General features: G+C 64.6%; 12 protein-coding genes. 3 read left to right on the forward strand and 9 right to left on the reverse strand.

Annotation, left to right across the window (positions count from 1 at the left end):
* Positions 1–5 precede the first annotated feature (5 nt).
* From EN818_RS14195 to EN818_RS14230, 8 genes are all read right to left on the reverse strand, one after another.
* Complete coding sequence (locus EN818_RS14195) at positions 6–1082, reverse strand: ABC transporter ATP-binding protein (protein WP_095808621.1); 1077 nt, start codon at positions 1080–1082, stop codon at positions 6–8.
* Positions 1079–1879, reverse strand: coding sequence for an ABC transporter permease (locus EN818_RS14200; protein WP_095808622.1), 801 nt, complete (start codon positions 1877–1879; stop codon positions 1079–1081). The genes EN818_RS14195 and EN818_RS14200 overlap by 4 nt, the downstream gene beginning before the upstream one ends.
* Before the next feature lies 1 nt (position 1880).
* Positions 1881–2741, reverse strand: a complete 861-nt coding sequence (locus EN818_RS14205; RefSeq protein WP_095808623.1) for an ABC transporter permease — start codon at positions 2739–2741, stop codon at positions 1881–1883.
* An 84-nt stretch (positions 2742–2825) separates the two neighbouring features.
* Positions 2826–3830, reverse strand: a complete 1005-nt coding sequence (locus tag EN818_RS14210) for an ABC transporter substrate-binding protein (protein ID WP_095808624.1) — start codon at positions 3828–3830, stop codon at positions 2826–2828.
* Between the two features lie 63 nt (positions 3831–3893).
* On the reverse strand, positions 3894–5369 hold the full coding sequence (locus EN818_RS14215) for an aldehyde dehydrogenase (RefSeq protein ID WP_095808625.1): 1476 nt from the start codon (positions 5367–5369) through the stop codon (positions 3894–3896).
* Positions 5366–6424, reverse strand: coding sequence for an LLM class flavin-dependent oxidoreductase (locus EN818_RS14220; RefSeq protein ID WP_095808626.1), 1059 nt, complete (start codon positions 6422–6424; stop codon positions 5366–5368). Before EN818_RS14220 ends, EN818_RS14215 begins: the two co-directional genes overlap by 4 nt.
* Positions 6425–6429: 5 nt before the next feature.
* Positions 6430–8220 carry an alpha/beta fold hydrolase gene (locus tag EN818_RS14225; RefSeq protein ID WP_095808627.1) on the reverse strand — a complete coding sequence of 597 codons (1791 nt, stop codon included), beginning with the start codon at positions 8218–8220 and terminating at the stop codon, positions 6430–6432.
* Positions 8213–8800 carry an amino acid synthesis family protein gene (locus tag EN818_RS14230; RefSeq protein ID WP_095808628.1) on the reverse strand — a complete coding sequence of 196 codons (588 nt, stop codon included), beginning with the start codon at positions 8798–8800 and terminating at the stop codon, positions 8213–8215. The genes EN818_RS14225 and EN818_RS14230 overlap by 8 nt, the downstream gene beginning before the upstream one ends.
* A gap of 142 nt (positions 8801–8942) precedes the next feature.
* Here EN818_RS14230 and EN818_RS14235 point away from each other — a divergent pair, with 142 nt between their 5' ends.
* Positions 8943–9620 (forward strand): GntR family transcriptional regulator, encoded by a 678-nt coding sequence (locus tag EN818_RS14235; protein ID WP_095808629.1) that lies wholly within the window; start codon positions 8943–8945, stop codon positions 9618–9620.
* 116 nt (positions 9621–9736) lie between these two features.
* Here EN818_RS14235 and EN818_RS14240 read toward each other — a convergent pair whose 3' ends face one another.
* Positions 9737–10768, reverse strand: coding sequence for a hydroxyacid dehydrogenase (locus EN818_RS14240; protein WP_095808630.1), 1032 nt, complete (start codon positions 10766–10768; stop codon positions 9737–9739).
* A gap of 137 nt (positions 10769–10905) precedes the next feature.
* Between EN818_RS14240 and EN818_RS14245 the strand changes: the two genes are divergently transcribed.
* Positions 10906–11997: a LacI family DNA-binding transcriptional regulator gene (locus EN818_RS14245; RefSeq protein WP_095808631.1), complete on the forward strand. Its 1092-nt coding sequence runs from the start codon at positions 10906–10908 to the stop codon at positions 11995–11997.
* 55 nt (positions 11998–12052) lie between these two features.
* Complete coding sequence (locus EN818_RS14250) at positions 12053–13042, forward strand: substrate-binding domain-containing protein (protein ID WP_245420593.1); 990 nt, start codon at positions 12053–12055, stop codon at positions 13040–13042.
* Positions 13043–13163: the final 121 nt, after the last annotated feature.

Consider the following 13163-nt stretch of genomic DNA (forward strand, 5'->3'; position numbering starts at 1 on the left):
CGCTGCTAAGCGGGAAACAGGAAGGCACTGCCCGGATCGAAAAACACCTGCCGCCGGCCGGGCGATGCATCATGCGTTGTCGCGGCCGATGATGTCGGCCTGATGTCGATTTCCTGTCCGGCGTCCGTGCGCGCGACGATGCGTCGACGCTCGCCGTAGAAGGCGACATCGACGATCTCGACGGAAAGCTCGGCGTTGTTCACATCGCGTTCGAGACGAAACGCCTCCGGCCTGATCATCAGTCTGGTTTTCTGACCCCGCTCGAAGCTGCCATTCGCGTTGATGCCGGAGACAAGCGAGCCGTCGCCGAGGCGGATGGTGGAGGCCCCGCCTACGGTTTCCAGATGCTCGGCGGCGAGAAAATTCGAATTGCCGATGAAGCCGGCGACGAAATCGGTGGCCGGCCTGAGATAGAGGTCTTCGCCCGTGCCGATCTGCTCGATGCGGCCCTCCTTGAACAGCGCGATGCGGTCCGACAGATGCAACGCTTCTTCCTGGTCGTGGGTGACGTAAAGGATGGTGACGCCGGTCTCGCGGTGGATGCGGCGGATTTCGGCCTGGATCTCCTCGCGCAGTTTCTTGTCGAGCGCCGAGAGCGGCTCGTCCATCAGCAGGATCGGCGGATCGTAAGCCAGCGCGCGGGCGAGCGCGACGCGCTGCTGCTGGCCGCCCGAGAGCGCGGCCGGCAGCCGCTGGGCGAAGCTTTCGAGACGCACCAGGGCGAGCATGTCGGCCACCTTGCGCTTGACCTCGACGTCAGGCCGACGGCGAACGCGGAGCGGGAAGGCGACGTTCTCGGCGACGCTCAGATGCGGGAAAAGGGTGTAGCGCTGAAACACCATGCCGATATTACGCTTGTGCGAGGGCACTGAAAGCAGCGACTTCCCTTGCAGCAGCACGTCGCCCGCGGTCGGATCCTGGAAGCCGGCGATGGCATAGAGCGTCGTCGACTTGCCCGACCCCGACGGTCCGAGAAAGGTCAGGAATTGGCCCTTCGGAATGTCCAGCGTCACGTCATGAACGGCCGTGAAGGCACCGAATGCCTTGCGCAATTTGCGGATCGAGAGGAAGGGCTGGGTCATGTCTGCAGCTTCCGGCGCAAGAGTGCCGTCGCGACCATCAGGGCGAGCGTCAGAGCGACCAGCAGGCTGGAGGCGGCGGCGATGACGGGTGTGAGGTCGGACCTCAGGCTGCCCCAGATCTTGACCGGCAAGGTCTGCAAGGTGGGGCTGGCCATGAAGATCGCCACGACCACTTCGTCCCAGGAGGCGAGGAAGGAAAAGATCGCAGCGGAGAAGATGCCGATGCGAATCGACGGCAGAGTGATCCTAAGCTTGGCCTGCATAGGGCTCGCACCGCAGACGATGGCCGCGTCCTCTATCGACTTGTCGAAACCTTCAAGCGCCGTCGCGATCGGGATGATGGCGAAGGGAAGCGCAAGCACGGTGTGGGCGATGACGAATCCGACCGTGGTTCCGCCGAGCCCCAGACGCAGGAAGAAAGCGTAGATGGCGATGGCGAAGACGACGACCGGCAGCACCATCGGCGTCAGCAGCAGACCGCGCAGGATCTCGCGCCCACCGAAATTGCCGCGAACCAGCGCGAAAGAAGCGAGCATCCCGATGCCCACCGCGAGCACCGCCGTCATCGCCGCGATACGGGCGCTGGTGAGCGCCGCCTCGATCCAAGACGGATCGGCGAACAGCTCCTGATACCATTTCAGCGTCCAGCCGGGCGGCGGAAAGGCCAGCCACCGCGACGAGCCGAAGGAAAGCAGCACGATGAAGATCACGGGCAGCAGCAGGAAGGCCGCGACCAGCATGGTGAAGGCGAGCAGTGCAGGTTTCAGCCAGCCGAGGCGGTCATAGTCGAGCAGCATTTCAGACGCCTCCCGCCGTGCGCTTGGCGCCAACGAGGCGCAATTGCAGCGCATAGAGCGCCATGGTGACGATGAGCAGGATGAAAGCGGCGGCGCTGCCCAGCCCCCAGTTGAGCAGAGACTGGATCATCTGCGCGATCATTTCGGCGAGCATCATATTCGAGGTGCCGCCGAGCAGCGCCGGCGTGACGAAGTAGCCGAGCGACATGACGAACACCATCAGGCCGCCGGCGGCGATGCCGGGAAGCGAGAGCGGCAGCAGGATGCGCCGGAAGGCGGCGAGCGGGCTCGCGCCGCAAAGCGCGGCCGCGCGCAGCGTCATCGGGTCGATCGCCCGCAAGCTGCCGACCAGCGGCAGGATCATGAAGGGCAGCATGATGTAGACCATGCCGATGGTGACGCCAGTGAGATTGTTGATGAGCGGCAGCGGCTGGTCGATGATGCCCACGGCCATCAGCGCCCGGTTGATGACGCCGGTGCGCTGCAGCAGCACCATCCAGGCATAGGTTCGCGTCAACAGGTTGGTCCACATCGACAGGATGATGATGCCGAACAGGATCGAGGCGAGCGCCGGCGGCATGATCGCCAGCATCCAGGCGACCGGAAACGCGACGAGCACCGTGACGATCGTGACGACCAAGGCGACCAGGAAGGTGTTGAAGAACACCCGTGCGTAAGTGCCGTCGCCCAGCAGCGCCGCATAATTCTGCAGGCCGGGCGCGGGATCGGTGACGCTGCGCAGCAGCAGCGCCAGAACTGGGACGACGAAGAACAGGCCGATCAGGGCCAGCGCCGGCACCAGGCCGCCGAGGCCCGCCGGTACTCGCGTGATCGCGATGCCTTGCCGTGCTTCCACCGACATGTCGGTATTCCCAAGTTGTGGGCGCTATCCCGAGTTGGGGATCGGGACGGCGCCGTCCCGATCCTTGTCAGAAATGCGCGGACGTCACTTCGCCTGCCATGCGTACCAGCGCGTGGCGATCTCGTCGCGATGCTCGGCCCAGTAGTTCATGTCGAGGTTGATCTGGCCGTCGACATGGGCGTCGGGCAGACCCTTGACCACGTCGGCGGGCATCTCGGCCTTGGCCTTGGTGTTGATCGGCGCGTAGCCGCTCGCCTCGGCGAATTTCGCCTGGCCGGTCGGGCTGGCCGCTGCGGCGAGGAACTTCATGGCAGCGTCCTTGTTCTTGGCGCCCTTCGGCACCACGAGAACGTCCGCGGCGGTCAGGTTCTGGTTCCAAGAGACGCCGACATCGGCGCCCTCCTTCTCCAGCGCGAAGACGCGACCGTTCCAGAGCTGGCCGAAGGCGGCTTCGCCGGAGGCGATCAATTGCTGCGATTCGGCGCCACCGCCCCACCAGACGATGTCCGACTTGATGGTATCGAGCTTCTTGAAGGCGCGCTCAAGGTCAAGCGGATAGAGCTTGTCGGCCGGCACGCCGTCGGCGAGCAGCGCGATCTCGATCACGCCCGGCGCCGACCATTTGTAGAAGGTGCGCTTGCCGGGGAACTTCTTGGTGTCGAACATGTCGGCCCAGCTTGCCGGCTCACCGGAAACGGCGCCCTTGTTCCAGGCCAAAACGAAGGAATAGTAGAAGCTGCCGACGGCATGCTCGTTGCTGAAGCGGGGGTCGAGGTCGGCCTTGGGCACGACGGCGAAGTCGATCGGCTCGAGCAGGCCGTCCTTGGCCGCCTTGATGGCGAAGTCCATCTCGACGTCGACGACGTCCCAGGTCACGTTCTTGGCGTCGACCATGGCCTTCAGCTTGCCGTAGTCGGTCGGACCGTCCTGCAGAACCTTGATGCCGGACGAGGCCGCGAAGGGTTCTGCCCAGGACTTCGTCTGGGCTTCCTGGGTCGTTCCGCCCCAGCTGGTGAACACCATTTCGTCGGCCTTTGCGGCCGTGGTCGCCATCAGCCCGGCAAGGATGCCGGCGAAAATCAGCTTCATGTCATTCTCCTCTGATTGGTCTGTTCCGTTTGTTGTTCTTCAGTGCACCGTCGCCTTGGCGCCTCAGCGCATGACGAAGGGATCGGGGATCGGATCGTCGGAGGTGCGGATCCACACCGACTTCGAGCGCGTGTAATCGCGGATGGCATCGAGGCCGCCTTCGCGGCCAAGCCCTGAAAGGCCGTAGCCGCCGAACGGGACCAGGGGCGACACGGCGCGGTAGGTGTTGACCCAGACCACGCCGGCATGGATGCCGCGCGCCACGCGATGCGCCTTGGCGAGATTGCTGGTGAAGACGCCGGAAGCGAGCCCGAAGGGCGTGTCGTTGGCGAGCGCCAGCGCTTGCGCCTCGGTGTCGAAGGCGAGCACGCTGAGCACCGGGCCGAACAACTCCTCGCGCACGCAGGCGAGTGCCTGATCCGGCGCCTCGACGATCGTTGGCGCGTAGTAGAAGCCAACAGAGTTGCCCTCGGGCCGGCCGCCGCCGGTGACCAGCCGGCCGCCACCGGCCACGCTTTGCGCGACGATCGCTTCGATACGTTCGCGTTGGCGCGAGGTGGCGAGCGGCCCCATCTCGGTGGCGGGATCCTGCGGGTCGCCGATGGCGATGGCTTCGGCCTTCTGTTTCAGTCGCGCAAGGAAGTCGTCCTTTGCCGAGCGCTCGACAAGAAGCCGCGAGCCGGCGACGCAGCTCTGCCCCGTTGCCGCGAAGATGCCGGCCACGACAGCGTTGGCGGCACTGTCGAGATCGGCGTCGGCGAAGACGACGACCGGGCTCTTGCCGCCGAGCTCGAGCGTCGTGTAGGCGAGGTTCTCGGCCGTGTTGGCGACAATGCGCCTGGCAGTCGCGGGGCCGCCGGTGAAGGCGACGCGGGCGACCAGCGGATGGCTGGTCAGGCGATGCCCGCAATCATGCCCGAAGCCGGTCAGGATGTTGACGCTTCCGGCCGGAAATCCAGCTTCGTGCACGAGCTCGGCGAAGGCGAGGAGGGGCGCCGGGCCATCCTCGGAAGCCTTGAGGACGACGGTGCAGCCGGCAGCCAGCGCCGGGCCGAGCTTGACCGCAGACAGGAAGAGCTGTGAGTTCCAGGGCACGATCGCCGCGACAACGCCTATCGGCTCGGGCCGCACGGTGACCTCCATGTCGGCCTTGTCGATCGGGATGAAGGCGCCTTCGTGCTTGTCGGCCAGCCCGCCATAGTAGCGGTAGTAGTCGCCGACATAGGCGATCTGCGCGCGCGTCTCGTGGATGATCTTGCCGGTGTCGCGTGTCTCCAACTCGGCCAGCCGGCCGGCATTGGCGGCGACGAGATCGCCGAGCCTGACCAAAAGCTTGCCGCGCGCGGTCGCCGTCATCGCCGCCCAGGGACCGGAGCGCAACGCCCGGTGCGCGGCCTCCACAGCGCGGTCGACATCGGCAATGGTCGCGGCCGGCATCGTCGCCCAGGGCATGCCCGTTGAGGGATCGATGCTGTCGAAGGTGGAGGACGCTTCGGCGAACTGGCCGTCTATGTAGTTCCTGAAGGCGGTGCTGCTCATGGCGACCTCGCTTCAGCCGTCCGGAAGGCCGGCATCACCCTGTCGATGAAGAGCTGCAGCGATTTCTTCTTGCGCTGATGCGAGAGGCCGCTGTCGATCCAGATCGAATACTGGTCGTAGCCCTGCGCCTCATAGGTCTTGAGCCTGGCGATCACCTCGACGGCTTCGCCGATGACCAGGTTCTGGTGCATCTTGTCCGGGGCATATTGCGGCATGGCCGCAGTCTCATCGGCAGTGAGCGGCGCCAATATGCCTTGATGCACCGGCTTCTTGTTCTGGAACCAGGCGCCGAACTGGCAATAGAAGGTCGACAGGTCGTGGCTAAGCCGGTCGGCATCGGCCGCATCCTCGGCGACGAAAGTGTGCATCAAGAGCATGATCTCCGGCCGTGCGATCTGCGGATGGGCGGCGCAGGCAGTGTTGAAGCGATCCATGAGGCTCGCCACCTCGCCGTCGCCGGAGGCAAGCGGCGTGACCTGCACATTGCATTGGTTGGCGACGGCAAAGTCATGCGAATTCGGGTCCCGGGCGGCGACCCAGATCGGCGGGTAGGGCTTTTGCAAGGGCTTGGGGGAGGATGTGGTTGGCGGGAACTGCCAGAACTCGCCGGAATGCTCGTAGTCGCCGTCCCAGAGGCCGCGGATCGCCGGTATCATTTCGCGCATGCGCTGACCGGCGCCCCAGGCGTCCAGCCCCGGGAAGACGCGCTGGTATTCATAGCTGTAGGCGCCGCGCGCGATGCCCAGATCCAGCCTGCCACCGGCGATGACGTCGGTCATCGCCGCCTCGCCGGCAAGTTTGATCGGGTGCCAGAAGGGCGCGATGATGGTTCCGGTGCCGAGGCGGATGGTTTTCGCTTTCGCGGCGAGATAGGCGATGTTGATGAACGGATTGGGCGAGATGGTGAACTCCATCCCGTGATGCTCGCCGATCCAGGCTGTTTCGAAGCCCGCCTGTTCTGCGAGCAGGACGAGTTCTTCCAGTTCCGTCAGCAGCTCGGAATGCGGCTTGGCGAGGTCCGAGCGCTCCATATGGACAAAAAGCGAAAACTTCATCGGTCTCACCCGTGGCTGGTATGGATTGTCGCTGACAGCGCTGGCTTGGCGAGCGGCCGGACCTCGCCTTCGACCTCGTTGCCGATATAGACGCCGAACTGATCCTCGGTGCGTTCGCGCGCATAGCGGGCGAGCATCGAGCGGACAGCCGGGTCGGCGATCTTCAAATCGGCAAGCCGCTCGATATCGACAAGGCGGAGTTGGCCGTCATCGGGGAGCGGAGCCTGTACCGTGCCGCGATAATAGACATGCGTGCGGGCGGCGTCCTTGGCATCGTCCCATACAGCGAAGAGAAAGCCGAGTTCGGCATCGATGGCCTTGGCGGCGAGCCGTCCCTTGAGGCTGCGAGCGTCGCTGGCGGTGCCAAGGCCAAGTCCGGACGGCAGTTGATAAGAACCGTCGGCGGTTTCGAAGAACAGCACGCGGCCTTCGCTTTCCAGGATGGCGCCGACCTCGGTTCCGGGCGGTGCGGCGGCAAGGGCCTCCTGGCTGAGCCCCGGCGCGACATAGGCGCCCCGGCAATAGCCGAGAGGCTGGGCGCCACTATGGGTGAAAGCCTGGACGCGGCCGATGAGGATCGAATGGTCGCCGGCGTCGACCAACTTTTCCATGCCGCAGTCGAACACCGCGACCGACCCATCGATCAGAGGATTTCCGGTTTGTCCGGGCTGCCAAACCACGGAGGCGAATTTGTCCGCGGCCTTTGAGGCGAAGATGCCGGACGCAGACTTCTGGGCCTCCGACAGGATGTTGACGGCAAAGCCCCTGGAAGTCGAGAAGGCCTGGTGCCCGAGAGCCTTCTTGGCGATGCAGACAAGCACGAGCGGCGGTTCGAGCGAGACCGAGGTGAAGGAGTTGGCAGTGAAGCCGCGCGGGTCGCCAGCCTCGTCGATGGTTGTCACGATGGTGACGCCGGTCAGGAAGGAGCCGAGCGCACGCCGGAACTCGACGACGTCGAATACGGGGCCGACGTCAACGCTTGTCGAAACGTCCGCCACTTGGTCAAGAAATGCAGTGATGTGCTGAGTCACTTTTGCCGGCGAAGCGATTGTCATCATGTGTTTTTCGCCATTGAGCACAAGGCATTGCCCCGCCGGCGCGAGCCGCGCCATCGCGGCAGACATTGCGGGGGTCGAGTTGCGGTCTTCGGACCCGGTCATGAAAAGAGCCGGCGCGGCAAGAGCGGCCAGGTGATCGGCATGCGCCGTGTCGGCGCATGCAAAGAGCCGATAAGTTCGTGCATAGCCTTCCGCATCGACGCTTTCGAGCGCTGCGCGGGCCGTCGCGGCCGCGTCTTCCAGAGCGGGCGGGACAGGATTGCCGAACCAGCGGGCGATCGTCGCGGCTATGGCTGACGGATCGCCGGGGCCGCCGAGCGCGGCCGCTCGATCTCGCACCGCCTGTGCGAGTTCGGGCGGTCGGCGGAACACGGCATTGAGGCAGACGAGTGAACTGACGCGCGAGGGGGAACGAAGGGCGATCTCCTGCGCGACCAGCGCGCCCATGGAGTGGCCGATGACCGCGACGCGCTTGAGGCCGAGACGATCGAGCAGCCGGATAGCCTGCTCGGCGAAGTCGGACAGACCGGCATTTTCCGGGGGCAGGGGGGAGACGCCATGGCCGAGCATGTCGATGGCGATGAGGTCGAACCGGTCCTGCATCGAGGCGATCTGCGGCTGCCAGATCGAAGCATCCATGCCGACGCCGTGGATGAGAAGGACAGGCGCGCCGGAACCGGCCCGGATAAAGCCGGTGCCATCGGGAGCCGTGCTCCGGATCATCGCGGCGTCAGCCATGCAGATCCCCGAGTTCCTTCAGGTCCTGGTAGCGGTCGCCGATGCGGTGGTGCGGGCGTCCGCCGATGGACGCGCCGAGCGCAACCACCAGCTCGTCGGGGGCGGGGGCGTCGCCGATCTGGAAATGCACCGTGAGATAGTGGGAGCGGCGGCCCTCGTCGTTCTTGTCCATCAGCGGGATCATGATCGGCGTGTTCGGGCCGCCGCGCAGATTGGTGAAGGCGAGATAGGTCTTGGCCCCGACGGCGCGCCGATAGTGATTGCCGAAATGCAGCGTGTGGATCAGCGCCGACGCATGCTCGACTTCGCCCGACGTGCCGCAGATGGCAGCCTTGCCATAGCCTTCGATCGCTTCGCCCGAGCCCGCGACGGCGATGATTTCATGCGTCAGCGTTTCACCGAGCACGGGGGCAAAGGCGCGGACCTCCGGCGATAGATCCTCGGTGAAACCGCGACCCGCCCAGGGATTGGTGAGAACAGCGGCGACGCCGATCAGGCGCAGCGGCTGCGGCGCTGCCTTGCCGCCCTCGATCAGCGTGTTCTCGACATACGTCACGATCTTGCGGATGGCCGGCTTCACTGAAGTTCCTCCGATAATCACCGCGTCGCGGGTCGCATCGATTTTGACATCATCTTATGGTATACCATACTACGGAACGTCGCGTACCTTGTCAACGGGCCATGGAATCTGTTCTGTTGAGCGACGTAAGAGGCCGAAGAGAATGACTGAGGACACGCTGCGGATCGATCGCTCGGCAAAGACGCTGAGAACACTGGCGCTGGAGCGCATGCGCGAGGCGATCATGGACTTCCACTTCCAGCCCGGCGAAAGGCTGGTCGAGCGGCCGCTTTGCGACCAGCTTGGGGTCAGCCGTTCGGTGGTGCGCGAAGTGTTGCGGCAGCTCGAAGCCGAGGGCCTGGTGCAAATGGTCCCGGGCCATGGCCCTGCCGTGGCCAAGCCAGATCTCGGCCGCACCGACGAGATCTACGAATTGCGCGCCTTGCTCGAAGGGCTGGCCGCGAAGGCGTGCGCGGCGGCGGCGACGCGCGAGCAGATCGCCTTGCTCGATGCGGCGCTGGAAAAGCTGGTCGAGGCCTGGGCATCGGGTGCGCCGGTCGAGGTGATGCGCGCGACGGCAAGATTCTATGAGGTTTTGTTCGAAGCCGCCGACAAACCCATGGCCTGGGAAATCGTCAACGGGCTCAACATGCGCATCAATCAGTTGCGCTCCATGACCATCGCATCCCCCAATCGCCGCGAGCCGGCCATTGCCGAGATGAACGCGATCATGGACGCGATCCGCGCACGCAAGCCGGAGGAGGCCGAAGCGGCGGCACGGCGGCATGTCGAAACCGCCTGGCGAATCGCCCGCAATGCGCTTCGGCGAGGCGCCGTGTAGGCTACACGCTATCTTGCATTTCGAAGTCACCGCCGCTCGGGCGGCTGCGGCGGTTCAGCTTCGATACGATTGCCGATCCGGAAAACCGCTGCGCAATTTCCGAGAAGTGCTCTTCATCAATTCCTGTCGACCGGCTTGGAGCGCATTCGCGAAACGGTCTCGCGCTCGGCGCGCTTGGAGCGCATCGGCGGCAGCCCGCGGTCAAGGAGGTCCATATCCTCCAGCACCATGTCGCCCATGCGCTTGAAGGCAATATCGAGCGCGCCGGCGCGGTGCGCCGAGCGCAGGAAGCCGGGCAGGGTGCGCACCGGATGTTTCTTGGCCAGGGGCTCCTCTGGAAAAACGTCGCTGGCGGCAACGATATGGCCACTCTTCACCGCTGCCATCAGTGCCGGAAAATCGACGACGCCGGCGCGGCTGAGCAGGATGAAGGCTGCCCCTTTCCGCATCTTCGCGAAGGCGTCGGCTCCAAGGAAGCCCTGGTTCTCGCTGGTCACGGAGGCGACGACGAAGACGAAATCGCTTTCCGAGAGAACCTTGTCGAGCTTGGCCGGCTCGACGCCATGCTCGACGAGCACCGATGGCGGCAGCCATGGATCGTAGACCCTGGTTCGTGTGCGAAAACCGGAGAGCAGCCGATTGAGCGCCCGGCCGAGGTCGCCGAAGCCGATGATGCCCACCTCGGCGCCGGAGAGCAGCCGGGCGGTCTGGTTGCCGTCGCCGCCCCACAGTTCCTTGCCCTGCCGGAAGGCGAGATCGGCATCGACGATGCCGCGCGCCAGGTTGAGCGCCATGGCAAGACCGAGCTCCGCCACCGGCTCGGCGAAGACAAGGCCGGTGGTCACGACGTGGATGCCGCGGGCAAACAGCGTCTCATAAGGCATGTTGTTGACGAGATTGGTCTCGACGTTGAAGATGCAGCGCAGCGCCTGCAACTTCTCCAGAGTCTCCGGCGCGATGGGTGGCTGACCGACGATATAGCGTGCCTCGGCCAGTATATCCGTCGGCAACTCGGACAGGCCTTCTGGCGTTGTTTCGACGATGCGATATTTCCTGCGGAAAAGCGCGAGCTGCGGGGGTGTGAAGATGAGGTCGAGTGTGCGCGGTTCGGGCGCGCTGATCACCAGCGGCAAGGCCTTGTCGGGCATGGTTCATCCTCCCGGCGCGATTGGATCATCTTATCGGTGTTTTACTCCTGATGAAACGATTTACAATACCAAAAAATCGATTTATCGATTAGATTAGGCAAAGGTTGGAGTGGCCGCCCGCCGCGGGAGGAGATCAAATGTCGCAACAGGAGGCCCAGCAGCGGCGGCCGTCGATCCACGACGTGGCCAGCCATGCCGGCGTGTCCGCGGCCACCGTCTCCAAGGTCCTGGCCGGCGTCACCACGGTGAAGCCGGAAAACGCGCAACGCGTTTTCGATGCCGTCGAACTGCTCGGCTACCGAGTCGATCCGCTCGCCTCCGACATGCGGCGGGCCAAGCGCCGCATCATCGGCGCCATCATGCCCGAGTTCGAGAGCGAATTCTTCGGCCAGATGGTCACTCAATTGGAAAGCCTGGCGGAGCAGCGCGGCTACACGCTGGTCGCCGCCTCCAGCCGCGAATCGGAAGCGCGCGAGAAGGAGATTCTGGCCCGCATGCACGACTGGCGTGTCGCCGGCGTCGTGCTGGCGCCGGTGCGCAACGAGCATGGACCGGCGGCCGACTTCATGAAGGCGAACGGCATGACCGGCGTGCTCATCGACCGCGTGCTTGCCGACGATGCCTTCGATACCGTCTCGGCCGACAGCGCAGCGGCAAGCGCGGAGGTGGCGCGCGCGCTTGTCGGCAAAGGGCACCGCCACATCCTGGTCGTCGGTCTTGGCCAGCAGGCGGCGACGGTGCGCGCTCGTCTTGAAGGATTTCGCAGCACGGCGCTGCAACTGGCGCCGGACATTCGTATCGACGTGGTGGTTTCCGAAAGCGAGGTCGAGCCGCTGCGGGCGCTGCTGCGCGACTATTTCACAAAGGGCGTCGACAAGGGCGAGCGGCCGACCGCGGTCTATTCGCTGTTCCTCAAGGGCACGCTGGTGGCGCTCTCCGAATTTCGGCGGCGCGGCTGGCACTGCCCGGACGACATTTCGCTGGTCGGCTTCGACGACGCCGAATGGATGCAGGTGACATGGCCGGCAATTGCAGCCGTGGTGCAGCCGGTGCACGAGATCGCCAGCAATGCGATGGAGGTTCTGTTTCGCAGGATCGAAGGGCAGGGCGGCCCACCAAGGGCGCGGCTCGAACCCTGCAAGGTGTTGATGCGGGAATCCGTTGGCTCGCCAGGCAGCGGCCCGCATTCGGGGGAGGTGACCGACAATAGCCCCATTGTCGACAACTGAGTGGCGCCGCACCTGGCTCTGGCTTGCGGCGCGTGACATCAACAGGGAGGAAAACATGACAGCATTCATGCCTAAGATAAATCGATTTACGCTTGCCTTTGGCGTCGCTTTGGCAATGTCGGCCATCGGTGCTGCGAAGGCCGAGGACGGCGAATATGGCGTGCTGATGAAGACGCTCGCCAATCCGTTCTGGGGCGCTATGGCCCAGGGCGTGGCCGACGGCGCCAAGGAAGCCGGCGTGAAATACTTCCAGCAGGCGGCCGAAAGCGACCAGGCGGCCGAGCCGCAGCTCAACCTCTGCAACACCATGCTGGAACGCAAGCCGGTGGCGATGATCACGGCTGCCATCAACTCGACCAACCTCCTGCCTTGCCTGAAGTCGGCGCAGGACGCCGGCATCAAGATCGTCGACCTCGACAACAATCTCGACCAGGCGGTCCTCGACAAGGAAGGCGTCAAGGTCACCTTCCATATCGGTTCCGACAATGTGGCTGCGGGCGCGCAAGGGGCCGAATACCTCGTCTCCAAGCTCGGCAAGGATGCCAAGGGTCCGGTGCTGGTGATCGAAGGCCTGTCGGGCAACATCACCGGCGAGAAGCGCGCCAAGGGCTTTGCCGACAAGCTCAAGGAGCTGGCGCCCGGGTTGCAGATCGTCGCTTCGCTGCCGGGTGATTGGGATCGCAACAAGTCGGCCTCGATCGCCACCGACACGCTGACGGCGCATCCCGATCTCGTTGCCATTTTCTGCGCCAATGACACCATGGCGCTGGGCGCCGTGGAGTCGATCTATGCTGGTGGCAAGGGTGAGCAAGTGACGATCATCGGCGTCGACGGCAATGTCGATGCGGTGAAGTCGATCAAGGAAGGCCGCCTCAACGCCTCCGTTGCGCAGCTTCCCTATCTGGTCGGCAAGCAGGCGGTCGAGAACGTCAAGAAGGCACTGGCCGGCGAGAAGGTCGAGGAGAGCGTCGCCGTGCCAACCCTGGTGCTGACCAAGGACCTGATCGACGCCGGCAAGGAGCCGATGCTGCAGTATGTGAAGTGAGGAAGAGAGGGAGTAAGGGAGTAAGGGAGTAAGGGAATAGGGGAGTAGGTGGGGCGATAGTTTGCGCTTCTCCGATTGGGTCCCGAGCTACCGCATTTCCCTACTCCCCTACTGACCTACT

Origin of the sequence: Mesorhizobium sp. M3A.F.Ca.ET.175.01.1.1 (assembly GCF_004791945.1) — a bacterium.
GTDB lineage: Bacteria > Pseudomonadota > Alphaproteobacteria > Rhizobiales > Rhizobiaceae > Mesorhizobium.